The 26,092-nt window shown below is 66.3% G+C and carries 28 protein-coding genes; 14 read left to right on the top strand and 14 right to left on the bottom strand.

The window, feature by feature from the left end; translation table 11 throughout:
- The first annotated feature begins 12 nt into the window (after nt 1-12).
- The 7 genes from G3W89_RS21345 (at nt 13) to ntrC (ending at nt 7,605) form a co-directional block, all read left to right on the top strand.
- Nucleotides 13-984 (top strand): sterol desaturase family protein, encoded by a 972-nt coding sequence (locus tag G3W89_RS21345; RefSeq protein WP_162576049.1) that lies wholly within the window; start codon nt 13-15, stop codon nt 982-984.
- Between the two features lie 126 nt (nt 985-1,110).
- The gene (locus G3W89_RS21340) at nt 1,111-1,983 is read left to right on the top strand and encodes an EI24 domain-containing protein (RefSeq protein WP_162576048.1); all 873 of its coding nucleotides are present in this window, start codon (nt 1,111-1,113) and stop codon (nt 1,981-1,983) included.
- Nucleotides 1,980-2,780, top strand: coding sequence for a competence/damage-inducible protein A (locus G3W89_RS21335; protein ID WP_162576047.1), 801 nt, complete (start codon nt 1,980-1,982; stop codon nt 2,778-2,780). Before G3W89_RS21340 ends, G3W89_RS21335 begins: the two co-directional genes overlap by 4 nt.
- 148 nt (nt 2,781-2,928) lie before the next feature.
- Nucleotides 2,929-4,344, top strand: a complete 1,416-nt coding sequence (glnA, locus tag G3W89_RS21330) for a type I glutamate--ammonia ligase (protein WP_162576046.1) — start codon at nt 2,929-2,931, stop codon at nt 4,342-4,344.
- A gap of 140 nt (nt 4,345-4,484) precedes the next feature.
- On the top strand, nt 4,485-4,991 hold the full coding sequence (locus G3W89_RS21325; protein WP_162576045.1) for a hypothetical protein: 507 nt from the start codon (nt 4,485-4,487) through the stop codon (nt 4,989-4,991).
- Nucleotides 4,991-6,067: a nitrogen regulation protein NR(II) gene (glnL, locus tag G3W89_RS21320; protein WP_162576044.1), complete on the top strand. Its 1,077-nt coding sequence runs from the start codon at nt 4,991-4,993 to the stop codon at nt 6,065-6,067. Before G3W89_RS21325 ends, glnL begins: the two co-directional genes overlap by 1 nt.
- A 20-nt stretch (nt 6,068-6,087) precedes the next feature.
- The gene (gene ntrC, locus G3W89_RS21315) at nt 6,088-7,605 is read left to right on the top strand and encodes a nitrogen regulation protein NR(I) (protein WP_162576043.1); all 1,518 of its coding nucleotides are present in this window, start codon (nt 6,088-6,090) and stop codon (nt 7,603-7,605) included.
- A gap of 37 nt (nt 7,606-7,642) precedes the next feature.
- Here ntrC and G3W89_RS21310 read toward each other — a convergent pair whose 3' ends face one another.
- The 3 genes from G3W89_RS21310 to G3W89_RS21300 all read right to left on the bottom strand — a co-directional run bounded on the left by G3W89_RS21310 (nt 7,643) and on the right by G3W89_RS21300 (nt 10,121).
- A complete protein-coding gene (locus G3W89_RS21310; RefSeq protein ID WP_162576042.1) occupies nt 7,643-8,167 on the bottom strand; it encodes a hypothetical protein in 525 nt (174 codons plus the stop codon).
- Nucleotides 8,164-8,943 (bottom strand): exodeoxyribonuclease III, encoded by a 780-nt coding sequence (gene xth, locus G3W89_RS21305; protein ID WP_162576041.1) that lies wholly within the window; start codon nt 8,941-8,943, stop codon nt 8,164-8,166. The genes G3W89_RS21310 and xth overlap by 4 nt, the downstream gene beginning before the upstream one ends.
- Nucleotides 8,944-9,212: 269 nt before the next feature.
- Entirely contained in the window at nt 9,213-10,121 is a 909-nt protein-coding gene (locus tag G3W89_RS21300) for a LysR family transcriptional regulator (protein WP_162577585.1), read from the bottom strand.
- Nucleotides 10,122-10,206: 85 nt separating this feature from the next.
- Here G3W89_RS21300 and G3W89_RS21295 point away from each other — a divergent pair, with 85 nt between their 5' ends.
- The 4 genes from G3W89_RS21295 to G3W89_RS21280 are packed head-to-tail and all read left to right on the top strand — an operon-like array spanning nt 10,207 to nt 13,337.
- On the top strand, nt 10,207-11,202 hold the full coding sequence (locus G3W89_RS21295) for a 2Fe-2S iron-sulfur cluster-binding protein (protein WP_162577584.1): 996 nt from the start codon (nt 10,207-10,209) through the stop codon (nt 11,200-11,202).
- Nucleotides 11,203-11,232: 30 nt separating this feature from the next.
- The gene (locus G3W89_RS21290) at nt 11,233-12,495 is read left to right on the top strand and encodes an aromatic ring-hydroxylating dioxygenase subunit alpha (RefSeq protein WP_162576040.1); all 1,263 of its coding nucleotides are present in this window, start codon (nt 11,233-11,235) and stop codon (nt 12,493-12,495) included.
- 2 nt (nt 12,496-12,497) lie between these two features.
- Nucleotides 12,498-12,971: an aromatic-ring-hydroxylating dioxygenase subunit beta gene (locus G3W89_RS21285; RefSeq protein WP_162577583.1), complete on the top strand. Its 474-nt coding sequence runs from the start codon at nt 12,498-12,500 to the stop codon at nt 12,969-12,971.
- Nucleotides 12,972-13,016: 45 nt separating this feature from the next.
- Nucleotides 13,017-13,337, top strand: a complete 321-nt coding sequence (locus G3W89_RS21280) for a non-heme iron oxygenase ferredoxin subunit (protein WP_162576039.1) — start codon at nt 13,017-13,019, stop codon at nt 13,335-13,337.
- Nucleotides 13,338-13,365: 28 nt separating this feature from the next.
- On the opposite strand, the gene G3W89_RS21275 is transcribed toward G3W89_RS21280, so the two are convergent.
- From G3W89_RS21275 to G3W89_RS21260, 4 genes are read right to left on the bottom strand one after another with little or no spacing between them, the layout of a single operon-like run.
- Nucleotides 13,366-13,866 (bottom strand): dihydrofolate reductase, encoded by a 501-nt coding sequence (locus G3W89_RS21275; protein ID WP_162576038.1) that lies wholly within the window; start codon nt 13,864-13,866, stop codon nt 13,366-13,368.
- Between the two features lie 10 nt (nt 13,867-13,876).
- Nucleotides 13,877-14,710, bottom strand: coding sequence for a thymidylate synthase (locus G3W89_RS21270; RefSeq protein WP_162576037.1), 834 nt, complete (start codon nt 14,708-14,710; stop codon nt 13,877-13,879).
- A 22-nt stretch (nt 14,711-14,732) separates the two neighbouring features.
- Nucleotides 14,733-16,154, bottom strand: a complete 1,422-nt coding sequence (locus G3W89_RS21265) for an FAD-binding oxidoreductase (RefSeq protein WP_162576036.1) — start codon at nt 16,152-16,154, stop codon at nt 14,733-14,735.
- A gap of 58 nt (nt 16,155-16,212) precedes the next feature.
- A complete protein-coding gene (locus tag G3W89_RS21260; protein ID WP_162576035.1) occupies nt 16,213-16,683 on the bottom strand; it encodes a DUF2069 domain-containing protein in 471 nt (156 codons plus the stop codon).
- Between G3W89_RS21260 and G3W89_RS21255 the strand changes: the two genes are divergently transcribed.
- Nucleotides 16,682-17,902 carry a YihY family inner membrane protein gene (locus G3W89_RS21255; RefSeq protein ID WP_162576034.1) on the top strand — a complete coding sequence of 407 codons (1,221 nt, stop codon included), beginning with the start codon at nt 16,682-16,684 and terminating at the stop codon, nt 17,900-17,902. The genes G3W89_RS21260 and G3W89_RS21255 overlap by 2 nt on opposite strands.
- 34 nt (nt 17,903-17,936) lie before the next feature.
- Nucleotides 17,937-18,320, top strand: a complete 384-nt coding sequence (locus G3W89_RS21250) for a thioredoxin family protein (RefSeq protein ID WP_232076672.1) — start codon at nt 17,937-17,939, stop codon at nt 18,318-18,320.
- A gap of 49 nt (nt 18,321-18,369) precedes the next feature.
- Here G3W89_RS21250 and G3W89_RS21245 read toward each other — a convergent pair whose 3' ends face one another.
- Both G3W89_RS21245 and G3W89_RS21240 read right to left on the bottom strand, forming a co-directional pair.
- Complete coding sequence (locus tag G3W89_RS21245; RefSeq protein ID WP_162576032.1) at nt 18,370-19,182, bottom strand: alpha/beta fold hydrolase; 813 nt, start codon at nt 19,180-19,182, stop codon at nt 18,370-18,372.
- Nucleotides 19,182-20,492, bottom strand: a complete 1,311-nt coding sequence (locus G3W89_RS21240) for an O-acetylhomoserine aminocarboxypropyltransferase (protein WP_162576031.1) — start codon at nt 20,490-20,492, stop codon at nt 19,182-19,184. Before G3W89_RS21240 ends, G3W89_RS21245 begins: the two co-directional genes overlap by 1 nt.
- Before the next feature lie 139 nt (nt 20,493-20,631).
- Between G3W89_RS21240 and G3W89_RS21235 the strand changes: the two genes are divergently transcribed.
- Nucleotides 20,632-21,081, top strand: coding sequence for a CBS domain-containing protein (locus G3W89_RS21235; RefSeq protein WP_162576030.1), 450 nt, complete (start codon nt 20,632-20,634; stop codon nt 21,079-21,081).
- A 90-nt stretch (nt 21,082-21,171) separates the two neighbouring features.
- Here the strand turns inward: G3W89_RS21235 and G3W89_RS21230 are convergent, their stop codons facing one another.
- The 5 genes from G3W89_RS21230 to G3W89_RS21210 are packed head-to-tail and all read right to left on the bottom strand — an operon-like array spanning nt 21,172 to nt 26,090.
- Nucleotides 21,172-21,924, bottom strand: a complete 753-nt coding sequence (locus tag G3W89_RS21230; RefSeq protein ID WP_162576029.1) for a hypothetical protein — start codon at nt 21,922-21,924, stop codon at nt 21,172-21,174.
- Nucleotides 21,914-22,876, bottom strand: a complete 963-nt coding sequence (locus G3W89_RS21225) for a DMT family transporter (RefSeq protein ID WP_162576028.1) — start codon at nt 22,874-22,876, stop codon at nt 21,914-21,916. Before G3W89_RS21225 ends, G3W89_RS21230 begins: the two co-directional genes overlap by 11 nt.
- A complete protein-coding gene (locus tag G3W89_RS21220) occupies nt 22,873-23,631 on the bottom strand; it encodes a metallophosphoesterase (RefSeq protein WP_162576027.1) in 759 nt (252 codons plus the stop codon). The genes G3W89_RS21225 and G3W89_RS21220 overlap by 4 nt, the downstream gene beginning before the upstream one ends.
- 3 nt (nt 23,632-23,634) lie before the next feature.
- Nucleotides 23,635-24,435, bottom strand: a complete 801-nt coding sequence (locus G3W89_RS21215; RefSeq protein ID WP_197893573.1) for an HAD-IIA family hydrolase — start codon at nt 24,433-24,435, stop codon at nt 23,635-23,637.
- Nucleotides 24,432-26,090 (bottom strand): alkaline phosphatase family protein, encoded by a 1,659-nt coding sequence (locus G3W89_RS21210; RefSeq protein WP_162576026.1) that lies wholly within the window; start codon nt 26,088-26,090, stop codon nt 24,432-24,434. The genes G3W89_RS21215 and G3W89_RS21210 overlap by 4 nt, the downstream gene beginning before the upstream one ends.
- Nucleotides 26,091-26,092 lie beyond the last annotated feature (2 nt).

Genomic DNA, 26,092 nt, shown 5'->3' with positions numbered 1-26,092 from the left:
GACGCTGTGCCGATGGACTGGCTGACCGACATCTTCGCCAACGTACAGCAGTGGCTCTTCGAAGCTGCGGTGCAGCCGCTGGTCTACGCCGTGGGTCTCGGCGGCTGGGTCGAGGACGCCTTCGATGCCACGGGCTGGCTGCTGGTGGGGCTGATCCAGATGGGTGTGCTGCTCGCGCTCATCGGCCCGCTGCAGCGCTGGCGCCCGGCCGAGCCGGTCATCGACCGGCCGGCCATCCGCACCGACATCCTCTACACGCTGATCCATCGGCTGGGCCTGTTTCGCCTGGCCATGTTCTTTGCGATCGATCCGCTGTTCGACCAGATGCTCGGCGCGGTTCGGGCGGCCGGCTGGGGCTCCGCTCACCTGGACCAGTTCTGGCCCGGGCTGACCGACATCCCCTGGGTGGCTTTCGCGATCTACCTGGTGGTGCTGGACTTCGTCGAGTACCTCATCCATCGTGGACAGCACCGCTTCAACTGGTGGTGGGCGCTGCATTCGCTGCACCACTCGCAGCGCCAGATGACCATGTGGAGCGACAACCGCAACCACCTTCTCGATGATCTCATCCACGACTCGATCATCGTCGTGGTGGCCCAGCTGATCGGCGTGGCGCCAGGGCAGTTCATCGCCATTGTTGCCTTCACTCAGCTGAGCGAGAGCCTGCAGCATGCCAATCTGCGCTGGAGCTTCGGTGCCCTCGGCGAGCGGCTCTGGATCAGCCCGCGTTTTCATCGCCTGCACCACAGTATCGGCATCGGTCACGAGTCGAAAGGCCCGCGCACGCTCGGCGGCCACAACTTCGGCGTGCTGCTGCCTTGGTGGGACATGCTCTTTTGCACCGTCAATTTCGAGCAGCGTTACGACCCGACGGGCGTGCGCGACCAAGTCGAGCCGGATGCGCAGGGCCGCCTGCGGGAGTACGGCTGCGGCTTCTGGTCGCAGCAGTGGCTGGGACTGAAGCGGCTGGTCGGCCGCGGCTGAGCAGGGGCTCAGCGGAGCACCTTCGCTTTCGGCTACCTGCCATGTGCCTTCCGAGCAGCCGCGCGCGCTCATTCCACCGGGGTCACTGAACCCGCGTTCACGCGCTGGCGTTATCCTCTGCCCCCGATGCGTCTCCTCCTCGACTCCTTCTGGCGATCGGTCGCCTATTGCATGCACCCGCGGGTCATCGTGCTGTCGCTGCTCCCGCTCGGGCTCATGGTGCTGCTGGCGGCGCTGCTCGGTTACTTCTACTGGGACGCCACAGTCGCCTGGACGCGCGAGGCGCTCGAGGCCTGGCCGCTGCTGGCCAGCTTCTGGGGCTGGATCGGGCGGCTTTTTTCCAGCGACGTCACCTCCGTGGTCGCGCCAATGGTGGTGGTGATCGCCGCGACGCCGTTGATCGTGGTGGTGGCACTGCTGGTCGTCTCCGGCCTGATGGCCCCGGCGCTGACGCGACTGGTGGCCGAGCGCCGCTTCCCTTCGCTGGAGCAGAAGAAAGGCGCTTCCTTTCTCGGAAGCGTGTTCCGATCGCTGGGCCTCACGGTGCTGGCACTGCTCGCGCTGGTGGTCTCCATGCCGCTCTGGCTGATCCCGCCGCTGGTGCTGATCCTGCCGCCGCTGATCTGGGGCTGGCTGACGTACCGCGTGATGAGCTTCGACGCCCTCTCCGAGCACGCGAGCTCCGAGGAACGTGCGACGCTGCTGCGCGCCCACCGGCTGCCGCTGCTCGGCATCGGCGTGCTGTGCGGCTATCTTGGCGCCGCGCCCAGCATCGTCTGGGCGTCCGGGCTGCTTTTCGTCGCTGCCTTCCTCGTGCTGGCGCCGCTCGCGATCTGGATCTACACGCTGGTGTTCGCGTTCTCCGCGCTCTGGTTCTCGCACTACTGCCTGGACGCACTGGCCCAGCTCCGGGCGAAGCGTGCGGCGGCGGCCTTTCCCACAACGGCGGCCGAAGCGGCGGATGCCCGCGCGGTCGCAACCCAATGGGGTGCCCCATGACCGGTTTCATCGGCCTGCTCGTCGTCGGCGACGAGATCCTCTCGGGCAAGCGCGCCGACAAGCACATGCCCAAGCTGATCGAGCTGCTCGCCGCGCGCGGCCTGCAACTGGCCTGGGCCGAATACGTCGGCGACGAGCCGACCCGTATCACTGCTGCGCTGGGCCGCGCCTTTGCATCCGGCGACATCGTGTTCTCCACCGGCGGCATTGGCGCCACGCCCGACGATCACACGCGCCAGTGCGCGGCCGCGGCGCTGGGCGTGCCGCTTGCCTTGCATCCCGAGGCCGAGGCCCTGATCCGGGAGCGCATGCAGGACACGGCACGCGAGCAGGGCACCGTCTACGAGCCCGATCGTCCCGACAACATCCACCGGCTCAACATGGGCGTGTTCCCGCTCGGGGCCAGAATCATCCGCAACCCCTACAACAAGATCCCCGGCTTCAGCGTGGCCGACGTGCATTTCGTGCCCGGCTTTCCCGTCATGGCCTGGCCGATGATCGAGTCGGTCCTCGACGAGCGCTACGGCCACCTGTTCGCCCGAGGCCGCTCGGTCGAGAAATCGGTGATCGTCTTCGGAGCCATGGAAGCTACGCTCACGCCGCTGATGGAAGCCGTCGAGCGCACGCATCCTGGCATCAAGGTCTTCAGCCTGCCCAGTGTCGACCACGCCGAACATGGCCGTCACATCGAACTCGGCGTCAAGGGCGAGGCCGCCCGCGTCGATGCTGCTTATGCGCAACTTCTAGAAGGCCTGCACGGCTTTGATGCACGTCTTGGCCCTGAATTGGTGCGTTAGTTCGATTGGCACCAACTTGGTTACAACTTGCCTGTTTTTGGGTGCACCGCTGGAGACTGGGCGCCCCTTTCTGGCCCTGACAATGGCACAGAAACTGCATTCTCGATCCTGCTGATTTCCAACCACTACCAATCCTAGGAGAAGCCTGATGGCTAAGACCGTCGCCGATGTACTGAAACTCGTCAAGGAAAACGAGGTCAAGTTCGTCGACTTTCGATTCACCGACACCCGCGGCAAAGAGCAGCACGTGACCGTGCCGGTCTCGCACTTCGACGAGGGCAAGTTCAACGACGGTCACGCCTTCGACGGCTCGTCGATCGCCGGTTGGAAGGGCATCGAGGCCTCGGACATGCTGCTCATGCCCGACCCGAACACGGCCAACATCGACCCCTTTTTCGAAGAGACCACCCTCATCCTCACCTGTGACGTGGTCGACCCTACGGATGGCAAGCCCTACGAGCGCGATCCGCGCTCGCTGGCCAAGCGCGCCGAGGCTTACATGAAGGCCTCCGGCCTGGGCGACACCGCCTTCTTCGGCCCGGAGCCCGAGTTCTTCGTCTTCGACGGCGTGCGCTGGCAGAACGACATGTCCGGCTGCTTCGTCAAGATCGAGTCCGAAGAGGCCTCGTGGAACACCGGCAAGGAGTTCGAGCACGGCAACACGGGCCACCGCCCTGCCGTCAAGGGCGGCTACTTCCCCGTGCCGCCGGTCGACAGCTTCCAGGACATGCGCTCCGAGATGTGCCTGGTGCTCGAGTCGCTGGGCATCCCCGTCGAAGTGCATCACCACGAAGTGGCGAACGCCGGCCAGATGGAACTCGGCACCAAGTTCAGCACGCTCATACAACGTGCCGACTGGGTCCAGCTGCAGAAGTACGTGATCCACAACGTGGCCCACGCCTACGGCAAGACCGCCACCTTCATGCCCAAGCCGATCGTCGGCGACAACGGCTCCGGCATGCACGTGCATCAGTCGGTCTGGAAGGACGGCAAGAACCTGTTCGCCGGCGACGGCTATGCAGGCCTGAGCGATTTCGCGCTGCACTACATCGGCGGCATCATCAAGCATGCCCGTGCGCTGAACGCCATCACCAACCCCGGCACCAACAGCTACAAGCGCCTGGTGCCCGGTTTCGAAGCCCCGGTGAAGCTGGCCTACTCGGCCAAGAACCGCTCGGCCTCGATCCGCATCCCCTTCGTGGCCAACCCGAAGGGCCGCCGCGTCGAGGCGCGCTTCCCCGACCCGATGATGAACCCCTACCTGGGCTTTGCTGCCATGCTGATGGCCGGCCTGGACGGCGTGGAGAACAAGATCCATCCGGGCGAGGCCGCCAGCAAGGACCTCTACCACCTGCCGCCGGAAGAAGACGCGCTGATCCCGACCGTGTGCCACAGCCTCGACCAGGCGCTCGACTATCTCGACAAGGACCGTGCATTCCTGACCAAGGGCGGCGTGTTCACCGACGCCTACATCGACGCCTATATCGACCTCAAGATGCAGGAAGTCACGCGCTTTCGCATGGCCACGCACCCGGTCGAGTTCGACATGTACTACTCCTTGTAAGGGCATCGCCCGAGCGGCGGGCCTTTCAGTGAAATAAAGGACGGCTTGCCGTCCTTTTTTCCTGGGGTCACGCCCTTCCGTGGCAGCGCTGTCGAATTGCATGAAAATGCCATCCGGGTGCCCACTTCCATACGATGATCATGAAGACTTCTTCCGTTTACCTGCTGGCCGCCATGGCAGCGGTCAGCATCCACATGCAGGTGCAGGCGCAGCAGGAACGTGTCTGGCGCTGCGGCAACGAATACACCAACAACGCGACCGTCGCCCAGCAGCGCGGCTGCAAGGTGATGGAAGGCGGCAACGTGACGGTGGTGCAGGGTAGCCGTCCAGTCGCGGCTGCCGCCCCCAGCGGCGGCGGCGCAGTGCGGGCACCGGCCGGCACTCCGCGCGTCGAAAGCGTGGACCAGCGCGCGCGCGACGGCGAAGCCCGCTCGGTGCTGGAGTCCGAGCTCAAGAAGGCCGAAGAGCGCCAGGCTCAACTGCTCAGGGACTACAACAACGGCGAGCCCGAGAAGCAGGGCAGCGAGTCCCGCAACTACCAGAAGTACCTCGACCGCGTGGCCGAGATGAAGGCCGACATCGCACGCAACGAGAGCGACATCGCAGGCATCCGCCGGGAAATCGGCCGACTTCCGGCCACCCGCTGATGGCCTTTGGAAAGTCCGCTGCCGCCGCCAGGCGCCTCCAGGCTTTCGACCTCCTCTCCACCCTGATCGCGGTGGTGCGCACCGATGGCTCGGTGCTCTTCGCCAACGCCGGCCTCGAGGACGCGCTGGGCACCTCGCGCCGCACACTCGAAGGCTCGCAGTTCGGCGCCTGTTTTCACGAACCCCAGGTGCTGCGCACTGCCATCGATGGCGCCCGCAGCAACGACTTCGCCACGCTGCGCTACGAAGCTTTTCTGCGCCGCGTCAACCACGAGCTCATGCCCGTGCAGGTGACGCTCGCGCAGGGCGACCGCGCGGGTGAGCTCATCATCGAGATGTCACCGCTCGAGCAACAGGCGCGGCAAGACCGCGAGGAGCGCCTGCTCGACCAGGCGCAGGCCAACAAGGAGCTGATCCGCAACCTCGCGCACGAGATCAAGAACCCACTGGGCGGCATTCGCGGCGCGGCGCAGCTGCTGCAGATGGAGGTGGAGTCGCGCGACCTGGTGGAGTACACGCAAGTCATCATTCACGAGGCCGATCGCCTGCAGACGCTTGTCGATCGCCTGCTCGCTCCGCACCGACGCCCGCACGTGGTGGGCGATGTCAACATCCACGAAGTGTGCGAGCGTGTGCGCTCGGTCATCCTGGCCGAGTTCCCGCGCGACCTGCACATCGAGCGCGACTTCGACGTGTCGATCCCGGAGTTCCGTGGCGACCGCGAGCAGTTGATCCAGGCCACCCTCAACATCGTCCACAACGCGGCGCAGGCGCTCGCCGAGAGGCGGGCAGCGGGCGACGCGCGCATCACCTTCAAGACGCGCGTCGCGCGTCAAGTGATATTCAACAAGCAGTGGTATCGACTGGCACTGGAATTGCATGTCATCGACAATGGACCGGGTGTGCCGGACGCAATCAAGGACCGCATCTTCTATCCGCTCGTGTCGGGCAGGGAAGGCGGAACAGGCCTTGGTTTGACGCTGGCACAAACTTTCGTGCAACAACACCATGGGGTGATCGAGTGCGACAGTGTTCCGGGCCGGACTGATTTCAAGATATTGATACCGTTGCCTTAGAACAGGGAAGAAGGAACTGCATGAAGCCGATCTGGATAGTGGATGACGACCAATCGATCCGTTTCGTGCTGGAGAAAGCGCTGCTGCGGGAAGACCTGCCCACCCGCAGCTTCACCAACACCCGTGAGGTGCTCGCCGCGCTCGAAGCCGCGGCCGACGACGAGATGCTTGGCCCCCAGGTGCTGGTGAGCGACATCCGCATGCCCGGTGGCTCCGGCCTCGACCTGCTCGACAAGATCAAGGCCAAGCATCCCGGCCTGCCGGTCATCATCATGACGGCCTTCTCCGACCTCGACAGCGCCGTCTCGGCCTTCCAGGGCGGCGCCTTCGAGTATTTGCCCAAGCCCTTCGACCTGCCGCGCGCGGTGGAGCTGATCCGCCGAGCGGTCGACGAAAGCCAGCGCGAGGAGGTGGCCGAGGAACGCATGGCCGCGACGCCTGAAATGCTGGGCCAGGCGCCCGCCATGCAGGACGTCTTTCGCGCGATCGGGCGGCTGTCGCAAAGCAACGTGACCGTGCTGATCACCGGCGAGTCCGGCAGCGGCAAGGAGCTGGTCGCACGTGCGCTGCACAAGCATTCGCCCCGGGCCGGCGGGCCTTTCGTCGCGATCAACACCGCGGCCATTCCCAAGGACCTGCTCGAGAGCGAGCTCTTCGGCCACGAGCGCGGCGCCTTCACCGGCGCGCAAACCATGCGACGCGGGCGCTTCGAGCAGGCCGACGGCGGCACGCTCTTCCTCGACGAAATCGGCGACATGCCCTTCGACCTGCAGACGCGCCTGCTGCGCGTGCTGAGCGACGGACACTTCTACCGCGTGGGCGGCCACAACTCGGTCAAGGCCAACGTGCGCGTGATCGCGGCCACGCACCAGGACCTGGAGCTGCGCGTGAAGCAGGGCGGCTTCCGCGAAGACCTGTTTCACCGCCTCAACGTCATCCGGCTGCGGCTGCCGGCCTTGCGCGAACGCGGCGAGGACGTGCCCGCGCTCACCCGCCACTTCCTGCAGCAGAGCGCCAAGCAGCTCGGCGTCGAGCCCAAGCGCATCTCGGACGCGGCGCTGGCGCAGCTGTCGACCTTCGCTTTCCCCGGCAACGTCCGGCAGCTCGAGAACATCTGCCATTGGTTGACCGTGATGGCGCCTGCGCAGCTGATCGAGGCCAAGGACCTGCCCCCCGAGGTGATGGCCAGCGCGCCGGTAGAGGCACCGCCTTCCACAGTGAGCGCTGCACCGGCGGCGATCGCCGAGCGCGAGGCGGCCGCTCCTTCGGCCGTTCCTCCCGCAGTCGCGGTGCCGGTCGCGCCGGCTGCCGCCGTCGGCCAGGTCGCTGGCTGGGAAAGCGGCCTGGAGCAGGAAGCCCAGAGCCTGCTGGCGGCTGGGCGCCACGACGTCTGGGACGCCCTGTCGCGTCGCTTCGAGTCGCGCCTGATCCTCACCGCGCTGGCCAACACGCGGGGCCGCCGCATCGAGGCGGCGCAGAAGCTCGGCATCGGGCGCAACACCATCACCCGCAAGATCCAGGACCTGGGCCTGGAATAGGCCCAGGTTGGCGCAAAGCCGTGGCCGCGGCTCGCGCTCAGCGACTGCGCTGGCCCAGCGTCAGCGTGTCGAGCTGAAACTGCCCGCTCTTGTCCCACAACCAGGTGTCGACATAGGTGTGCGCGCCGAGCTTGCCCGGGTTCGGCAGCGGCGACGCGTCGCGGATCAGCTGCGCGATCATGCCGCTGACTTCCGGTGCGTGGCTCGGCGTGCGGCTGAAGTGCACCCCCGTCACACGGCCCGTTGCGTCGATGTCGGTCTCGGTGACCACCACGGCATACACCAGCGGTGGGATCTTCCCCTTGTAGATGCGCTTGGGATAGGCGTTGTAGATGTGCCGGGCGCCTACCTTGCGATAAGCGCGCACGGCCGGCGTCTGCGCGGTGATGAGGCGCACGGTCGGCACCTCGGCAGAGGGCGTGGACACGGCTTCGTCCGCGGGCTTGTCGGTGTCGCGCGAAGCCGCGGGGCCTGCGGCGTCCGGCTTGAAAATCGAACAGGCGGAGAGGCCGAGTGCGGCCGCGAGCAGCGCGGCCTTGACTGCAGCATTGGAAGCTTTCATGCCTCGAGCTCCAGGGTCACGGGTGCATGGTCGCTGGGCTTGTCCCACTTGCGGGGCACGCGGTCGATGACGCAGCCCTTCGCTCGCGCCGCCAGCGGCTCGCTCACCAGGATGTGGTCGATGCGCAGCCCGCGGTTCTTCTGGTAGCCCAGCATGCGGTAGTCCCACCACGAATAGCTCTTCTCCGGCTGCTCGAACAGGCGAAAGCTGTCCACCAGTCCGAGCTGCAGCAGGGCCTTGAAGTGATCGCGCTCCTCGGTGGTGTGATGGATGGTCCCGGCCAGGCCCACGGGATCGAAGCTGTCGCGGTCCTCCGGCGCGATGTTGAAGTCGCCCAGCAAGGCAAGCCGCGGATGCGCCATCAGCTCTCCGCTCAGCCAGTCGCGCAGCCCGCGCAACCACCCCATCTTGTAGGCAAATTTTTCGGTGCCGGGCGCCTGCCCGTTGACGAAGTAGCCGTTGACGATGCGCAGCGCTCCGGAGGGCGTGTCGAGGGTCGCACTGATCACGCGCGAATGGTCGTCAGCGAAGCCGCCGATGTTCTTCGCGACATCGCGCAGCGGAGCGAGGCTCAGGATCGCCACACCGTTGTAGGTCCGCTGGCCGAACACCGCCGCGTGATAGCCGGCCGACTGCAGCACGTCCAGCGGGAACTTGTCGTCGCTCATCTTGAGCTCCTGCAGGCACAGCACGTCGACAGGATTGGCGATCAGCCAATCCAGCACATGCTGCAGCCGGGCGGTGAGGGAATTGACGTTCCAGGTGGCAATTTTCATGAAAGGGTTCAAGTTGTCTTGTACCTCGTCAGCTTAGCAAATGGCCCTCTGCCGAGCGGCTGGTCAATGAGGAGCCGCGGGCTGCTGGGCTGCAGCGGGCCGTCCATGGGGGGGGGAGATCCTGGCCTTGTCCGATCGAATACTCGTCGCGCGGCAGGGCGTGTCGTCCAGGAGTTCGCGCCGGAAGCCGCCACCGAGGACAAGGTCATGTAAGCGGCCGTGCACTGACCCGCCCGCCTTTTTCGCATGCGGCGCCGCGGCAGGCGATCTCAGCTGTCCGCGAAGTGCTCGAAGAGCAGGCCCCGCAGCCACTGGTTGCCCGGGTCGCGGTGGAAGCGTGCGTGCCAGAAGCAGTTGATCGCGATCTCCGGCAGCTTGGCGGGGTGCGCGCGCCAGACCAGCCCGAAAGGCTCGGCGATGCTGCGGGCCAGGCGCTCGGGCACGGTGGCGATCATCGGCGTGGCGCGCAGGATGTGCCCGATGGCAACGAAGTGCGGCACGGTCAGACGGACGCGGCGCGCGATGCCCTGCGCGGCCATCAACTCGTCGACCTGGCCGTGGCCGGTGCCTATGGCCTGCACCAGCAGGTGGTCGGCGGCCGAGAAGTCCTTGAGCGACAGCCGCGCCTTGGCGGCCAGCGGATGCGCCGCGCTGAAGAGGCACACGTAGCGTTGGCGGAACAGGCGCCGCTGGAAGATGCTGGTCTTCAGTTGCGGCAGCAGTCCGATGGCGATGTCCACATGGCCGGCCTCCATCGCATCGCGCAGGTTGACGGCGGTGTTGCGCACGGTGCTGATGGTCACGCCCGGCGCAGTGCTCGCGAGCAACTCCATGAGCAGCGGCGTGAAGTAGATCTCGCCGATGTCGGTCATCGCGAGCGTGAAGCCGCGTGTGCTGGTGACCGGGTCGAAGACGGTGTGCTGGTTCAGGGCCCCGTGGAGCGCGCTCATGGCATAGGCCACCGGCTCCGCCAGTTGCAGCGCGAAGGGCGTGGGCTCCATGCCGCGCGCGGTGCGCAGGAACAACTCGTCGCCGAACACGCGGCGCAGCCGCGCCAGCGCATTGCTGATGGCCGGCTGCGAGAGTCCCAGCGTCTCGGCCACCGCCGAGACGCGCTTTTCGGCCAACATGCGATCGAAGACCAGGAGCAGGTTCAGGTCGATGTCCTTGAGCTCCATGCGCGCACCTTTATTCACGGTGGTGATTCGATAGATTCACGAGATTCTATTGGCCAATGGGAGGACGGAGCCGATGATCGGCGCCATGGACCTGCACATCCGCCCTCTGGGCCGCACCCTCGACGTTCGCCCCGGCGCGAACCTGCTCGAGGTGCTGCGCGAGCACCAGGTGCCGGTGTCGTACAGCTGCATGGCGGGGCGCTGCGGCACTTGCCGCTGCAAGCTGGTCGAAGGCCGGCTGCTCGATGGCGGGCCGGGGCCGGGCGCGATGCGGCCCGAGGGCCCGCGCGAGCACTATGTGCTGGCCTGCCAGAGCACGCTGACCGAGGGCTGCACGATCGAGATCCCCGAGCCGGACGAGGTGGTCGTGCACCCGGCACGCATCGTCAAGGCCACGATCGCAGGCATCGACGTGCTCACGCACGACATTCGACGGCTGCGGCTGAAACCTGCCAAGCCGCTGTCCTTCTCGCCGGGGCAGTACGCGCAGCTGCAGTTCGCGCCCGAGCATGTGCGACCCTATTCGATGGCGCGCACGAGCGGCGACGCGGAGCTCGAATTCCACGTGCGGCGCGTACCGGGTGGGCGCGTCACCGATTACGTGTTCGAAAAACTCAAGCCCGGCGATGCGGTGCGCGTGAGCGGGCCGATGGGCGCGGCCTACCTGCGCACGCGGCACGAGGGGCCCATCCTCTGCGCAGCCGGCGGCACCGGGCTGGCGCCGGTGCTGGCGATCGTGCGCGGCGCGATCGAGGCCGGCATGTCCAACCCGATCCACCTCTACTTCGGCGTGCGTTCGGACGCCGACGTGTACGGGCTGGAGGAACTGCGCGAGCTGCAGGCGCTGCATCCGGCACTGAAGGTGCATGTGGTCGGCGTCACCGGGCCGATGCGCCCGGGCATGCGCCAGGGCCTGATCACCGACGCCATCCTTGCCGATTGGCCGGCCGGCTTCGAGGGATGGCGCGCCTACCTCTGCGGTTCGCCGCCGATGGTGGAAGCCGTCACGCTTCTGCTCGAGGCGCGCGGGCTGCCCATCGAGAAGATCCATGCCGACGCCTTTTATCCGCAGGCAGCCTGAAGCGGCGACCAGAAGAAAGGAGACCCCCTCATGAACCCCAACCCATCGATCGTCTTTCCGCACGAGCTGCGCTGGGAATCGGAGAAGACCAGCCGAATTCCCTTCATGGCCTACACCGGCGAGGAACAGCACAAGAAGGAGCTGGAGCGCTTCTTCTACAGCAAGCACTGGTGCTACGTCGGACTGGAGGCGGAGATCCCGAACGCGGGCGACTTCAAGCGCACCGCGATCGGCGAGCGCTCGGTGATCATGGTGCGCGACGCCGACGGCGGGATCAACGTGGTGGAGAACGTCTGCGCGCATCGCGGCATGCGCTTTTGCCGCGAGCGGCAGGGCAACCGCAAGGAGTTCGTCTGCCCCTACCACCAGTGGAACTACACGTTGAAGGGCGACCTGCAGGGCGTGCCCTTTCGCCGCGGCGTGAAGCAGGACGGCAAGGTCAACGGCGGCATGCCGGCGGACTTCAAGACGCAGGAGAACAGCCTCAACAAGCTCAAGGTGGCCACGCGCGGCGGTGTGGTCTTCGCGTCCTTCGACCATGAGGTCGAGTCCCTGGAGGATTTCATGGGGCCGGCGATCCTGCACTACTTCGATCGGCTCTTCAACGGCCGCAAGTTGAAGATCCTCGGCTACAACCGCCAGCGCATCCCCGGCAACTGGAAGCTGATGCAGGAGAACATCAAGGACCCGTACCACCCAGGCCTGCTGCACACCTGGTTCGTCACCTTCGGGCTCTGGCGCGCCGACAACAAGTCGGAGCTGAAGATGGACGCGCGAGGCCGTCACGCCGCGATGATCTCGACCCGCGGCAGCGCGGGCAAGGCGGCGCAGGTCACGCAGGTCGCCAGCTTCAAGGAGAGCATGCAGCTGAAGGACCCGCGCTTCCTCGACATCGTGCCCGAGCCCTGGTGGGGCGGGCCGACGGCGGTAATGACCACGCTGTTCCCGAGCGTGATCCTGCAGCAGCAGGTCAACAGCGTCTCCACCCGGCACATCCAGCCGGTCGGCCACGACGCCTTCGATTTCGTGTGGACGCACTTCGGCTTCGAGGACGACAGCGAGGAGATGCAGCAGCGCCGCCTGCGCCAGGCCAACCTGTTCGGACCGGCGGGCTTCGTCTCGGCAGATGATGGCGAGGTGATCGAGTTCTCGCAGCAGGGCTTCGAGCAGAAGCCCTACCACCGTACCCTGGCCGAGCTGGGCGGGCGCGAGGTGGAGGACACCGACCACATGGTGACCGAGACGCTGATCCGCGGCATGTATAGATATTGGCGCGAGGTGATGGAGGCATGACCATGGGCTTCGAGGACTACTTCGCGCTCAACCAGCTCTACGCCGACTACGCGCGCGCCGTCGATTCCGGCAACTGGGACCTGTGGCCCGCCTTCTTCATCGACGACTGCAGCTATCGCCTGCAGCCGCGCGAGAACCACGAGCGCGGCCTGCCGCTGGCCACGCTGTCCTTCGAGAGCCGGGGCATGCTGGAGGACCGCGTCTACGGGATTCGCGAGACGCTGTTCCACGACCCGTACTACCAACGCCACGTGGTCGGCCAGCCGCTCGTGCACAAGGTCGACGCGGACGGCACCATCCACAGCGAGGCCAACTACGCGGTGTTCCGCACCAAGCTGAGCGAGCTGTCGACGGTGTTCAACGTCGGCCGCTACATCGACACCGTAGTGCGCCGGCCGGAAGGGCTGAAGTTCGCGTCGCGGCTGGTGGTCTATGACAGCGAAATGATCCCGAACTCCATCATTTATCCGATCTGAGACATCCGAATCCCGAGAGCCAATACCCATGAGGACGAACCCACGATGAGCACCACCACTGACTGGCTCGACGCCGCTGCAGTCGACGAACTGCCCGAAGACGATGTGATGGGCCTGGAGGTGCAGGGGCTCGACATCGCGCTCTACAACATCGGTGGCGAGGTCTTCGCCACCAGCAACACCTGCACCCACGGCCAGGCGCGGCTGTGCGACGGCTTTCTCGAAGGGCACGAGATCGAGTGTCCGCTGCACCAGGGCAAGTTCGACGTGCGCAGCGGCAAGGCGACGTGCGCGCCGGTCACGGAGGATCTGCGCAGCTATCCGGTGAAGATCGAAGGCGGGCGGGTGTATCTGTCGCTGGCCTGATCCCCTTCACGATCAAGCGCCCGGTTGCCTACTCTGGCCGTTCGAGCGTGATGAAGCTGTACGGCAACCCGTTCGACGAGACATGCGATTCGCGCGCGGTTTCGCGCCAAGACGTGTCGAAGCGCGGCGCCCAAGCGTCGCCTTCATAGTGGCGGTCGATCTCGGTCACGATCGCGCGATGGGCGAGCGGCTCCGCCTCGGCGTAGATCTGCGCACCGCCGATCACCCACACTTCGGGCTCCTGCGCCGCCTCGCAGCGGGCCAGCGCCTCTTGCAGGCTGGCGGCAGACTCGGCCCCCTCGGCCTGCCAGCCGGGCTGCCGCGTGATCACGATGTTGCGCCGGCCCGGGAGCGGGCGGAAGCGCAGGGGCACCGAATCCCAGGTCCTGCGGCCCATGATCACCGGCGCGCCGGCGGTCTGCCTTTTGAAATGGGCCAGGTCCTCGGGCAGGTGCCAGGGCATGGAACCCTCGTGGCCGATCACGCCGTTGGCGGCCCGGGCGAGGATAAGGTTGATGCGAATGGCCATGGTTCAGACCTCAGACGGCTACGGGCGCCTTGATGGCCTCGTGATGACGGTAGTCCACCACCTCGAAGTCCTCGTACGCGTAGTCGAAGATCGAAGCGGGCCTGCGTTTGATGACGAGCGTCGGATAGGGGTAGGGCGTGCGGCTGAGCTGCAGCGCCACCTGCTCGGCGTGGTTGCTGTAGATGTGGCAGTCGCCGCCGGTCCAGATGAAGTCCCCCACATCCAGCTCGCATTGCTGCGCAACCATGTGGGTGAGCAGCGCGTAGCTGGCGATGTTGAAGGGCACGCCCAGAAAGATGTCGGCGCTGCGCTGGTAGAGCTGGCAGCTCAGCTTGCCGCGCTCTCCTTCGGCCTGCGCGGGCGCCACGTAGAACTGGAAGAAGGCGTGGCAGGGCATGAGTGCCATCTTCGACAGCTCTGCCACGTTCCAGGCACTGACGATGATGCGGCGCGAGTCCGGGTTGGTCTTGAGTGTGTCGATGACCTGCTGGATCTGGTCGATGTGGCCGCCGTCGGGCGTCGGCCAGCTGCGCCACTGCACGCCATAGACCGGGCCGAGGTCGCCGTCCTCGCGCGCCCACTCGTCCCAGATGGTCACGCCACGCTCCTTGAGCCAGTTGTTGTTGCTCGAACCGGTCAGGAACCACAGCAGTTCCTGGATGATGGACTTGAGGTGCACCTTCTTGGTGGTGACGAGCGGAAAGCCTTCGGCCAGGTCGAAGCGCATCTGGTGGCCGAACACGCTCTTGGTGCCCGTGCCGGTGCGGTCGCTCTTGTGCACGCCGTGGGTATCGACGTGGCGCATGAAGTCTTCGTATTGGGAGCGGGTGGGGCGGGAGGTCATGTCAGCGGAATTTTGCCTTGCTTCAGACCCGGATCACCCGCCCCGGATTCAGCAGGTTCTGCGGATCGAGCCCGCGCTTGATGGCACGCATCATCTCGAGTGCCACCGGCGACTTGTGCTTCTCCAGGGTCTCGACCTTGAGCGAGCCGACGCCATGCTCGGCCGAGAAGGAGCCTTCGAACTGGCGGACGGCCTCGTAGACCAGCGCATTGATGCGCGCCTCGTGGTCGCGCAGGAAGTCGGTATTGTGGGCACCGGCCGGCGCCTGCACGTTGTAGTGCAGGTTGCCGTCGCCGAGGTGGCCGAAGTTCACCAGCCGCACGCCGGGCAGCTCGTATTCGAGCAAGGCGTCGGTCTGCTCCACGAAGGCCGGGATGCGCGACACCGGAATCGAGATGTCGTGCTTGATGTTGAGCCCTTCCTCCGCCTGCGCCAGCGGAATGCTCTCGCGCACGTGCCAGAGCTGGTGCGCCTGCGCCAGGTTCTCGGCGACGACCGCGTCGCTGACGCAGCCGGCTTCGAAGGCGGTTTCGAGCAGGGACTCGAAGCGGGCGCGGGCGTGGTCTTCCGATTCGTTGTCGGAATTTTCGAGCAGCACGCAGTACGGCACGCCGTCGTCCTCGAGGAAGGGCACGCGCAGGGCGGGGAAATGCTTTGCCACCAGGCTGAGCGCGAAGCGGCCCATCACCTCGAAGCCGGTGAGGCCAGCGCCCAGGCGCTTGTGGGCGAGACCCAACAGCTCGACCGCGTGCTCGAGCGTGGGGACGGCCGCCCAGGCTGTAAGCCGCGCGGCTGGCAGGGGATACAGCTTCAGCGTGGCCGCGGTGATGATGCCCAGCGTGCCTTCGCTGCCGATCATCAGGTCGCGCAGGTCGTAGCCGGTGTTGTCCTTGCGCAGACCGCTGGTGCCTTCCCAGATGTCGCCCTTGGGCGTCACCACTTCCAGCCCCAGGCACAGCTCGCGCGCGTTGCCGTAGCGCAGCACCTGCGTCCCGCCCGCATTGGTCGCGAGGTTGCCGCCGATGGTGCAGCTGCCCTCGGCCGCCAGGCTCAGCGGGAAGAGGAAGCCGGCTTTCTCGGCGACCTCCTGCAGGGTCTGCAGCACGCAGCCGGCGTCGACCGTCATGGTGAGGTTGGCGGCGTCGATGCCGCGGACGGCGTTCATGCGCTGCAGGCTCAGCACGACCTGGTTGCCGCTCTCGTCCGGAATCGAGCCGACCGCGAGGCCGGTGTTGCCGCCCTGCGGCACGATCGCCCGGCCGGCGGCGGCGCAGGCCTTTACCACCTCGGCCACCTGCTGGGTGCTGCCGGGCCGCACCACGGCCAGCGCCTTGCCGCGGGAGCGCTTGCGCCAATCCTGCTCCCAGGCACCGAGGTCGCCGTCGGTCAGTACGTTGGCGTCGCCGACCACGGCGCGCAGCTTGTCGATGAGTAAAGCGCTCATTTGGAGACCTCCGCGCTACGCGCCACGGTGCAATTCGCCATCGGAGCGGCCGTGCGGCTCACGACGCAACTCCTTCCAGCGCGCGAGCCCGCGCAAGACGCAGGCGAAGGCGCACGTGCCACGCGCAGGCCGTGAACAGTGCAAGGCAGAGCACGACCTCGCCCACCGCAAGCACGCGGCCGGTGCCATCGATGTCGCTCCACGCGCGCACCACGCCCTCGGTGAAATAGAGCCACACCAGCAGGCTGACCCAGCGGTAGGTGTACATCCGGTTCTTCAGCAGGCCGGCAAGCGGGACGACCAGCGGCAGCACCTTGAGCGCGAGCCAGGAGCCGCCCGGCCGCAGCGGCGCGAGCCACAGTTCCCAGGCCAGCCCGAGCACGATCAGCCCGACCAGGCTGCCGACGGCGAGCCAGCGCGTGGCGGAGACGGAGGAGGGTATGGCGGGTGCGGTCACGGCGGGCAGGAAACGGGGCAACACAGGCAATGGGGGCGGCCGGCGCCAGGCTGGCGCGGGACCCGATGGCATGATAGCCGCCATGAATCGCCGCCAACTCTGGAGGGATCTTTCGCATTTCCCCTGGGGCAACACGGCCGCGGTGCTGGGCGAGCGTTTCCGCAAGGACCGGCTGGGCCTGACCGCCAGCAGCCTGACCTTCACCACCACCATCGCATTGGTGCCTTTCTTCACCCTGGCGCTGGCGCTGTTCACGGTCTTCCCGATGTTCGCGACCATGAGGGGCGGGGTGCAGCGCTGGCTGATCGAGAGCCTGATCCCGGACAACATCGCGCGCCAGGTGCTGGGCTACCTCAACCAGTTTGCGAGCAAGGCCAGTGGGTTGGGCTTTGCGGGGCTGCTGGTGCTGCTGGTCACGGCCATCGCGCTGATCCTCACCATCGACAAGACGCTGAACAGTATCTGGCGCGTGCGCACGCCGCGGCCCTTCGCGCAGCGGGTGCTCGTCTACTGGGCCGCCATCACGCTCGGGCCGCTGGTGCTGGCGCTGAGCCTGAGCACCACCGCCTATGTCTTCTCGGTCTCGCGCGAGTGGGTCGGCGGGCTCGGCATGCTCAAGCTGGTGTTCGACACCTTCGAATTCGTGCTGCTGGCCGGCGGCGTGGCCTCGCTCTACCACTACGTGCCCAATACGCACGTCAAGTGGGCCCATGCGTGGGCGGGTGGCTTCTTCGTGGCGGCTGCCATCGAGATCGCCAAGCGGGTGCTCGCCTACTACCTGAGCCTGGTGCCCACCTACTCGGTGCTCTACGGCGCCTTCGCGACCGTGCCCATCCTGTTGGTGTGGATCTATGTCGCCTGGGTCATCGTGCTGCTGGGCGCCGTGATCGCGGCCTACCTGCCCAGCCTGCTGAGCGGCGTGGCGCGGCGCGGCGGCATGCCCGGCTGGCCCCTGCAGCTGGCGGTGGAGGTGCTGCAGCAGCTGGCGCTGGCGAAAGCCACGCTTGCCAAGGGGCTGGGCGCGGCCGAGCTGGTGGCTCGGATGCGGGTCGATGCGCTGCAGCTGGCGCCGGTGCTGGAGGCGCTGGTTGCGCTCGACTGGATCGGGCCACTGGCCGAAGCGCCGGACGACGAGGACCCGCGCTATGTGCTGCTGGCCGACCCCGGCCGCACCTCGCTCGAGCCGCTGCTCGTGCAACTGCTGGTGCCACGCTCCCCGCCTCTCGAAAACCTGTGGCAGCGCGGCCCCTTGCGCACGCTGCTGCTGCAGGATGTGCTGCCTTGCCGATAATGGCGGCGGTCCGTTCCACCTCGCTCATTCGACCTTGACCGATTCCGCCACCCCCGAGACCCTGCGAGCCGCCGGCGACACCCTGTGGGTCGTCTGTCTCTGTGCCGAATGGTGCGGCGCCTGCCGCGAGTACCGGCCGCTGTTCGAGAAGGTGGCACATGCCCATCCGCAGTTCCGCTTTGCCTGGGTCGACATCGAGGACCATGCCGAGCTGGCCGACGACTTCGACGTGGAGACCTTTCCAACCTTGCTCGTGGCGGGGGAGTCCGGCACCCGCTTCCTCGGGCCCATGCTGCCGCATGGCGAGACGCTGGCGCGCCTGCTCGGCGCACTGCAGCCGGCGCAGGCCCCGAGCGCCGAGGTCCAGACGCTGCTCGGTGCGCTGGCGCGCGAGCCCGGTACCTTCGAAATCGGCTAGGTGCCTTGCATGCGCATCGTGCGGGCGCTGCGGGTCGAAATGCCGGACATCAACGCGCTGCGTTGAGGAAGTCCCGCAGCGCGAACAGCACCTCGTCGGGCGCCTCGCTCATCAGCTGATGGCCGGCGTTGACGTGGACCACGCGCGCGCCGCTCGCCTTGCCGAGCAGTGCCTGCGTGGCACGCGGCGGCGTCATCTGGTCGGACTTGCCGAGCAGGAACAGAGTGGGGCACTGCACCGCGGCCATCGCGGCTTCGCCGCCCGCATAGTCGTCGCAGGCCTTGAAGCCGATGTGGAACACGTTGGCGTCACGGTTGCTCGCCAGCACGCGCCGCATCAGCGCGCGCGAGCCGCCGTACAGCCAGGTACCGGGCCCCAGCGTGGAGGGCGGAGGTGCCAGCATCGAATGCGAGAAGTTGTTGACCATGTCGATGGCGCGCAGCGGCTCGTTCAGCGCACCTTCGAGCAGTGCCGGCGAGACCTTCATGGGATAGGCGGTGCCGACCAGTGCCAGGTGTGAGACGCGGTCCGGCGCGCGGGCGGCAACCTCGAGCGCGATCAGCGAGCCGAAGCTGTGACCGATCAGCGCTGCCTTCTCGACGCCTGCCGCATCCAGCAGTGCGATCACGAAGCGGGCCGCCTCTTCCACGCTCGCAGGCGGCGGACCCTCGCTTCGGCAATGCCCCGGCAGGTCGAGTGCCAGCACGTTCCAGCCATGGTGCGCGAACCAGCGGCTTTGCAGGATCCACACGCTGTGGTCGTTGAGCACGCCGTGGATGAAGACCGCGGTCGGCCTTGCGGCGTCGAAGGCCTTGCCGCCGCTGTAGCAGTACGTCTTGTGGCCATTGACGACGAGCTCCATCACGTGCCTGCCTTCTCTGCCGCCTTCAGCGCGCGCTTGAGGTCGTCGATCAGGTCGGCGGGGTCTTCCAGCCCGATCGAGAGCCGGATGGTGCCCTGCGAGATGCCCCCCGCGGCCAACGCCTCGTCCGTCATGCGGAAGTGCGTGGTGCTCGCGGGATGGATCACCAGGCTGCGGCAGTCGCCCACGTTGGCCAGGTGGCTGAAAAGCTTGAGCGTCTCGATGAAGACCTTGCCCTGCTGCCGGTCGCCCTTGAGGTCGAAGCTGAAGACCGCGCCCGCACCCTTGGCGCCGTGGCGCAGCAGCTTGCCCGCCAGCGCATGGCCGGGATGTGTTTCGAGCAGCGGATGGCCCACGTGCGCGACGAAGGGATGCGACGCCAGGAACTCCACGACCTTCTGCGTGTTGTCGATGTGGCGCTCCATGCGCAGCGGCAGGGTCTCGATGCCCTGCAGCATCAGCCAGGCGGTGTGCGGGCTCATCGAGGCGCCGAAGTCGCGCAGCCCCTCGCGCCGCGCGCGCAGCAGGAAGGCGCCCACTGTGCTCTCCTCGCTGAACACCATGTTGTGGAAGCCTTCGTAGGCCTGGGTCAGCTCCGCGAACTTGCCCGAGCGCTCCCAGTCGAAACTGCCGCCGTCCACCACCACGCCGCCGATCACCGTGCCATGGCCCGAGAGGAACTTGGTGGCGGAGTGGTAGACCAGGTCGGCGCCCCAGTCGAAAGGCTTGATCAGGTAGGGCGAGGTCAGTGTGGAGTCGACCAGCAGCGGTACGCCGGCCGCGTGCGCGATGTCGCTGACGGCGGGGATGTCGAGCACGTCGAGGCCGGGGTTGCCCACGGTCTCGCCAAAGAGCAGCCGCGTCTCCGGCCGGATCGCGGCACGCCAGCCGTCGAGGTCGCCGGGCTTGACGAAGGTCGTCGCGATGCCGAAGCGCCGCAGCGTGTAGTGCAGGAGATTCTGCGAGCCGCCGTAGAGCGCCGTGCTGGCGACGATGTGCGCGCCCGCGCCCATCAGCGTGGCGATCGACAGATGCAGTGCCGCCTGCCCGCTGGCCGTGGCGATCGCGCCGATGCCGCCTTCCAGCGCGGCCACCCGCTGTTCGAACACCGCGTTGGTCGGGTTGCTGATGCGCGAGTACACGTGGCCCGCACGCTCCAGGTTGAAGAGCGCCGCTGCATGGTCGCTCGATTCGAAGACGAAGGAGGTGCTGAGATGGATCGGCACGGCGCGCGCGCCGGTGGCGGGGTCGGGCGCGGCACCGGCGTGAAGCGCGAGCGTGTCGAAGCCGGGATCGGAATAGCCGGGCATGGAGGCCTTTCGAAGCAAGGTCGTTTCTGCAATGCCCCGTTACGCGCGCAATGACTGCGACAGCGGCAGGGCCCGTGGGCGGGCGGCCATTGTGGGCTATATTCAATTTCGGCAGCAGCGCCGAGCGAGGAGCAACACCATGAAAGTCAGCGACATCCTGCGCGTGAAGGGCAACACGCTCTACACCATCACGCCCGAAGAACCCCTGGCGGACGCCGTCACCATCATGGCGGACAAGGACATCGGTTCGCTGGTGGTCATGGAGCATGGCGATCTCGTGGGCATGCTGACTTTCCGCGAGGTCATCGTCGCCATCGTCGGCAATGGCGGACAGGTCGGTGGCACGCTGGTGCGCAAGGCCATGGACGACCACCCCGTCAGCTGCACGCTGGAGACCGACCTCGACGAGATCCGCCGCATCATGCTCGAGCGGCACGCCCGCTACATGCCCGTCATGGACCAGCGCATGCTGATGGGCGTGATCAGCTTCTACGACGTGGCCAAGGCGGTGGTGGACAGCCAGAACTTCGAGAACAAGATGCTCAAGGCCTACATCCGCGACTGGCCTGCGGAAGACGAGTCGTCCTGAGCCCTCCAACGTCCCGCAGGTGCCAGTGCGCCGCTTCCGTTGCCTTCGCGCGAAGCGCGGCGGCATCGCCTTCTCGCCTGGCCCCACCTTCTAGCCAAGTGCCTTGCCCACAGTGACGACGCCGTAGGTCAAGACCAGGCCCGTCACAAGGCGGCCGAAATGGGCCGTACTTAGATGTTGAAACAGCCGGTTGCCGGCGAGATACGACAGAAGGGAAATCACCGGAAGACAAAGATTCCCTGTGTGAAAAAGCTGCGGCTGGTTGATCGCCAGCGTCGCCAACTGGGTCAGCGCGAACGCCAGATAGCCGAGGGCTATGGTGCGCCTGATCTCTTCCTTGTCGTCGGACAGCGTGCCGGCGTAGACAACCAGTAGCCCGCCCCCCATATTGCTAAGGCCGTGGGCCAGGCCCATGACGGCCAGGTAGGTGTTCTGGTAACTGGCCACGACGCGATTGAGCCAAGCAAGCGCGCGCGACGACAACCTGAGGACGCCAAGCCCGAGCAGGGCAAACCCCACGACTATGGGCATCCAGCGGGTATCCATGCCCCAGAGGGTAGTGAGCAGCCCTAGGAAGATCATCGGCAGTGTGATCCGCGCAATCCGCAAGATGGCTTGCTTGTTGCATGGCAGCCCTCCGTGGAGCTGGCAGAGGTTGACGGTCACGGAGCAAGGCAGCAGCACGGCCAGGGTTTCGCCGAATTCCATGCCGAGCAGCAGGAGGGTGGGCGTTCCAAACAGCAGCAGTCCCACTCCCACCAGCGATTGGACGATGGAGCAAATCAGTACGGCCAACGGCAGGTAGAGATACAAGCCGGCGTTCGGCACGATTTCAGACGGCATGCTTCGTGCTCTCTTCCAGCATTGCGGACTTGCCCGTACGCCTTGTGCCGGGACTGCGGTTGGAGTAGTAGGCTCCCACGCAGATGACCATGGTTGCAAACAGGATGCTGGCAAGCGAGGCCGGCGAGAACGCATAGAGGCCGCTCACGATCTGCACAACGAAGTGAGTGATGGGCCCCAGGCCGTTCAGGAAGACCACGGTCACCGGGCTCAGCCGCTTGATACCCAACTGCAGCGAGAACAGCGGAATCAGGTTGCCGAGGATGGCGATGAACAGCATTTCCGGATAGAACTGCTGCAGATCGGCCCGCAGCACCGGACCATCGACCAGGACAGCAGCGGTCAGGATGAGCAGGAAGAAGCGGTAGGCCATGATGGTGGAAGGGGCCACGCCAAGGGTGTTGAGCTTTTTGGCCACCACGGTGTTCAAGGCCATGGAGATGCCGCAGACCAGCGACATGGCCACACCGAAAACATAGCTGTCGAACCCCACCGCGGGCCGGCTCGACTGTCCGGAGAAAACCACCCCGGCGGTGATCAGCATCGCTGCCATGAGAGCGACGGCGGACAGCAGCTCGGCAGGTTCGCGCCGGCGCTGGCCGAGCAGGACGATGGCGATGCCGATGGTTGCCAGCGGCAACACGGAATTGATCAGCGTGGCCGATATCGCCGGCTCGAGATGCTTCACCGCGAAGAAGAAGCCGAACCAGTTGCCCACGGTGGTCAGGTTCGACAGGCCGATGTAGAGCCACACCTGGCGCGAGAAGCGCCGGTAGATCCGGCCATGCGCCCAGAAGGTGTACGCATTGAACAGCACTGCGATCAGCGTGAAGACGCACAGCAGGGTGACGTAGACATCCACGTTGACTAGGAACGCGGACAGGAAAACTCCGTTCACCGCCGACAGCAGCACGAAGAACAGCACCAATGCAACGCCGATGAGGTTGTTCATTTTTGCAGGGGGTTGGCTGCCGGAAGGTCGCAGATGAAAAAATGGGAGCTGAGGCGGCGCTGCTTCCACAGATGCAGCAGGCCCGCGGGGGCCTTGGCTTCGACCTGAAAGGAAGGCGCCGTGAAATCGGCCACCAGGGGCGGAGCCACCGAAGGCGCGACGATGACGGGGCAGCCCGCGGGCAAGGTGGCGAACTGCGCTTGGTGATAGTGGCCTGCCAGGATCGCGATGATGCAGGCGCGCCGCGCGACCCATTCCTGGAACGCCGCGACTTGGCGCATGCCCATTCCTTCCATCGCCGGTACGTGCGCGGGCACGGGCGGGTGATGCATTGCCAGCAAGGTGGGCCGAGGGTCGCAATCCAGTTCCAGCGCCATGCTTTGCAGCAAGTTTTTGCCCAGCTCGCCGTGGTCCTGGCGGGCGACGCAGCTGTCGGCGAGCAGCAGCCTCAAGCCCTCGACTTCGAGGCGCAGCATTCCGCCGCGAGGTGGCGACACATCGGGGAACAGGCGATGGAGCAGCGTCGCGTCGTCGTGGTTTCCAGGGACCAGCGCGCAAGGGCCGCAATCGCCCAGCAGATTTCGCAGCAGCTCATACTGTTGCGGTCTTCCGTGCTGCGTGAGGTCTCCGGTGACGAGCACGAGCCGGGGCTGCGGCCGCACTTGGGCCAGCGCCGCCAGTGCCGAACGTACTCGCCGCGTGTTGGCCGAATCAGCCGCGTCGACATGCAGGTCGGAGAGCTGGGCTATCAGCATCGCCTATCCCCTGAGCGTGCTCAGCAGACGCGGCAGCAACTCAAGTGTCGGCAGGAAGTAGTCGGGCCGGACCGGGCCGGTGCGTTCGGCGCCGGGCGCGTATTTGCCGGTGCCTACCAATGCCGAGGCGGCGCCGATGCGCGCGGCACCGAGCACATCGGTCCCGAGGTCGTCGCCGATCACCAGCGTTTCGTTGGCACGGCAGTCGACATGGGCGAGTGCCCGATGGAAAAAAAGCTCGGCAGGCTTGCCGGTGACGGTCGCCTCTTTGCCAGTGGCGGCTTCCAGCCCGACGATGAAGCTGCCGCAATCGAGCTTGGGGCCGTCATGGTCGAACCAGAACAGCCCTTTCTGGGGCACCACCAGTTCAGCCCCGGCCCGCAGCATCAGGAATGCCCGATTCAGCACCTGAAAGTTGAACTGCTCGCCGATATCGCTGATCACCACCACATCGGGCTCTTGATCATCGATCGCGACACCGTCGAACATCGGCCGGACCGAGGGCGGCACGATCAGGTGGCAGGTCATCCCGGGCCGAGACTTGAGGTACTCGACGCATGCGGTCGTCGCGGTCTGGATCTCGTGGCCCTCGATGGGTAGTCCCTGGCGCTGCAGCTCAGCCGCGATCAGCTCCGGCCCGCGGCCGGTGATATTGGTGAGGAAGCGCATGGCGATCCCGTGGCGACGGACGCTGGCCAGGGCCTCGATGGCGCCGGGCAGCGCCTGTCCGCGTGCAATCAGCGTACCGTCGATGTCGAACAGAACAGACTTGATCATGCTTGGCAGTGCCGTGGTGAAGTTCAAGGGCTGGGGATGGCTTCGTCCGGCATGCCGGCAGCTTCCTTGGCGCCGGTAAGGGAGGTCGCGGCCATGACGAGAGGCAGCAGTTGCGCGAGGGCTAGTTCACCGTTGCAAGGGGGCAGCCAGCGGGTCATGCCGGCGTCGATCAGTGTTCCGCGCAGCCAGGGCTGCGAGCTGCAGACAGTGTGGTCACCGCCTTTCGTGCTGCGCTTGACCAGTTCGCCGTGGAGATTGGCGCGGGCCCTCGCCCCCGGCGGCGATTGCAGATAGAGATCCGACTGCCAAGCCTCGCCCAAAGGAGCAGGCGCGCCGGGAATGGTCTTCAGCCCTGGCAATCCGGCCGCAGCGACCGCAGTCGCCAACAAGTCGATCACCGCGCCTGCCGTCATGCCGATGTCGCGCAGCCGTTCCCGGTGAAACACAAGCAACCCGTTCTCGGCAGGATGAAAGAACACGATCGATCGAGTTGGATCGATGGCACCATCCGGACGGCTTGCGATCCAGCCGAGTTTGGCGAAGAGGACATTGGGGCTCACCTCCCACGCGATCGGCAGCATGCCGTGGTCGGAGTTGACGATGAAGCGCACCTGCGGGCCGATCCGCTCGGCCAGCGCGGCGATCAGCTTGTCCAGCCAGTCCATGACCTCAAGAAAGGCACCGGCCAGAGGCCCGTTCAGCTGCTCGTTCCTTACGGCGTGGCGCAGCAGTTGATGACACAGCAAGTCGATCACGGGGTAGTAGCCGACAACGAGGTCCGCGTCACCGGCCTGCACGGCGCCAAGTATGTCTGCTGCAAAGCTGTCATGGACGTCATGCATCAGCGAAACCAGCAATTCCTCGGCCAGCCCCTGGCCGCCTTGGTCAATGCGCCGGCCCAGCTCGCCACCCGCGTAGAGCTTGCCTGGATTGGCCACGACGTAGGGCGTCGCGCGGCCCCTGCGCGTGCGTGCCTCCGCGGCGGTGCCATGCACCAGTACCGGGTGATAGCCAAGGAAGATCAGTTTGGGCTGCCCGTCGATCCACGCGCCGCGCAGGCGCAGGGCGAGGTGCGTGTCGCCCGCCACCGCGACGGACAGGAGCCAGGGCTCTTCAGGTTGGCCAGAGCTGAACGCGCAGCGCCAGCATTCGCAACCTTGGTCATCGAGCAGCACGATTTCACGGTCGTTGGCCTCGACGCGCAAGTTGAGCGCCAACGCGGCGATCGACAGGATCTCACCGTCACCGAGCACGCGCGGAGCGGCCAGGGGCGGGCGAAATACATCGGTGGCCGACAGCAGCCAGGGCCAGAGGCGATCAGGCTGAACGAAGGGCGCCGCACAGGTGCGGATGGTGTGAAGCTGATCGGCATAGAGGTCCCAAACCATCCTGATGTCCCTGGGCCAGGCCTGGAAGCCTTCGACATAGGCCGTGGGATCGCCTTTGACGGCTTGGGGCACGTCGTAGCCCAGCAATCTGTGCTCCTCTGACTCTCGTCCGCTCCAGATCGTGAACAGCGAAGGCGGCGTCTGGCAGTTCGGCGCCAGCGGCGTCAACGGCACGGTGCGATGCTGCGCGTGCAAAGCCGCCAGTCCCGAGCCCGGGCACGCCGCGCTGTAGGCGCGCACCAGCTCGTGCGGCAGTCCGTCGACCAGCAACCACACGATGCGCGGCAATGCCATTT

The organism is Variovorax sp. PBL-H6 (genome assembly GCF_901827155.1).
In the GTDB taxonomy this organism is placed as follows: Bacteria; Pseudomonadota; Gammaproteobacteria; order Burkholderiales; family Burkholderiaceae_C; genus Variovorax.
Note: the sequence above shows the minus strand (reverse complement) of the source record. Positions and strands in the feature narration are given on the sequence as shown.

What these genes read in the sequence shown, in the direction of transcription:
- G3W89_RS21345 (WP_162576049.1), top strand. Translation starts at nt 13, where the DNA reads ATGGACTGGCTGACCGACATCTTCGCCAACGTACAGCAGTGGCTCTTC.
- G3W89_RS21340 (WP_162576048.1), top strand. Translation starts at nt 1,111, where the DNA reads ATGCGTCTCCTCCTCGACTCCTTCTGGCGATCGGTCGCCTATTGCATG.
- G3W89_RS21335 (WP_162576047.1), top strand. Translation starts at nt 1,980, where the DNA reads ATGACCGGTTTCATCGGCCTGCTCGTCGTCGGCGACGAGATCCTCTCG.
- glnA (WP_162576046.1), top strand. Translation starts at nt 2,929, where the DNA reads ATGGCTAAGACCGTCGCCGATGTACTGAAACTCGTCAAGGAAAACGAG.
- G3W89_RS21325 (WP_162576045.1), top strand. Translation starts at nt 4,485, where the DNA reads ATGAAGACTTCTTCCGTTTACCTGCTGGCCGCCATGGCAGCGGTCAGC.
- glnL (WP_162576044.1), top strand. Translation starts at nt 4,991, where the DNA reads ATGGCCTTTGGAAAGTCCGCTGCCGCCGCCAGGCGCCTCCAGGCTTTC.
- ntrC (WP_162576043.1), top strand. Translation starts at nt 6,088, where the DNA reads ATGAAGCCGATCTGGATAGTGGATGACGACCAATCGATCCGTTTCGTG.
- G3W89_RS21310 (WP_162576042.1), bottom strand. Translation starts at nt 8,167, where the DNA reads ATGAAAGCTTCCAATGCTGCAGTCAAGGCCGCGCTGCTCGCGGCCGCA.
- xth (WP_162576041.1), bottom strand. Translation starts at nt 8,943, where the DNA reads ATGAAAATTGCCACCTGGAACGTCAATTCCCTCACCGCCCGGCTGCAG.
- G3W89_RS21300 (WP_162577585.1), bottom strand. Translation starts at nt 10,121, where the DNA reads ATGGAGCTCAAGGACATCGACCTGAACCTGCTCCTGGTCTTCGATCGC.
- G3W89_RS21295 (WP_162577584.1), top strand. Translation starts at nt 10,207, where the DNA reads ATGGACCTGCACATCCGCCCTCTGGGCCGCACCCTCGACGTTCGCCCC.
- G3W89_RS21290 (WP_162576040.1), top strand. Translation starts at nt 11,233, where the DNA reads ATGAACCCCAACCCATCGATCGTCTTTCCGCACGAGCTGCGCTGGGAA.
- G3W89_RS21285 (WP_162577583.1), top strand. Translation starts at nt 12,498, where the DNA reads ATGGGCTTCGAGGACTACTTCGCGCTCAACCAGCTCTACGCCGACTAC.
- G3W89_RS21280 (WP_162576039.1), top strand. Translation starts at nt 13,017, where the DNA reads ATGAGCACCACCACTGACTGGCTCGACGCCGCTGCAGTCGACGAACTG.
- G3W89_RS21275 (WP_162576038.1), bottom strand. Translation starts at nt 13,866, where the DNA reads ATGGCCATTCGCATCAACCTTATCCTCGCCCGGGCCGCCAACGGCGTG.
- G3W89_RS21270 (WP_162576037.1), bottom strand. Translation starts at nt 14,710, where the DNA reads ATGACCTCCCGCCCCACCCGCTCCCAATACGAAGACTTCATGCGCCAC.
- G3W89_RS21265 (WP_162576036.1), bottom strand. Translation starts at nt 16,154, where the DNA reads ATGAGCGCTTTACTCATCGACAAGCTGCGCGCCGTGGTCGGCGACGCC.
- G3W89_RS21255 (WP_162576034.1), top strand. Translation starts at nt 16,682, where the DNA reads ATGATAGCCGCCATGAATCGCCGCCAACTCTGGAGGGATCTTTCGCAT.
- G3W89_RS21260 (WP_162576035.1), bottom strand. Translation starts at nt 16,683, where the DNA reads ATGCCATCGGGTCCCGCGCCAGCCTGGCGCCGGCCGCCCCCATTGCCT.
- G3W89_RS21245 (WP_162576032.1), bottom strand. Translation starts at nt 19,182, where the DNA reads ATGGAGCTCGTCGTCAATGGCCACAAGACGTACTGCTACAGCGGCGGC.
- G3W89_RS21240 (WP_162576031.1), bottom strand. Translation starts at nt 20,492, where the DNA reads ATGCCCGGCTATTCCGATCCCGGCTTCGACACGCTCGCGCTTCACGCC.
- G3W89_RS21235 (WP_162576030.1), top strand. Translation starts at nt 20,632, where the DNA reads ATGAAAGTCAGCGACATCCTGCGCGTGAAGGGCAACACGCTCTACACC.
- G3W89_RS21230 (WP_162576029.1), bottom strand. Translation starts at nt 21,924, where the DNA reads ATGCCGTCTGAAATCGTGCCGAACGCCGGCTTGTATCTCTACCTGCCG.
- G3W89_RS21225 (WP_162576028.1), bottom strand. Translation starts at nt 22,876, where the DNA reads ATGAACAACCTCATCGGCGTTGCATTGGTGCTGTTCTTCGTGCTGCTG.
- G3W89_RS21220 (WP_162576027.1), bottom strand. Translation starts at nt 23,631, where the DNA reads ATGCTGATAGCCCAGCTCTCCGACCTGCATGTCGACGCGGCTGATTCG.
- G3W89_RS21210 (WP_162576026.1), bottom strand. Translation starts at nt 26,090, where the DNA reads ATGGCATTGCCGCGCATCGTGTGGTTGCTGGTCGACGGACTGCCGCAC.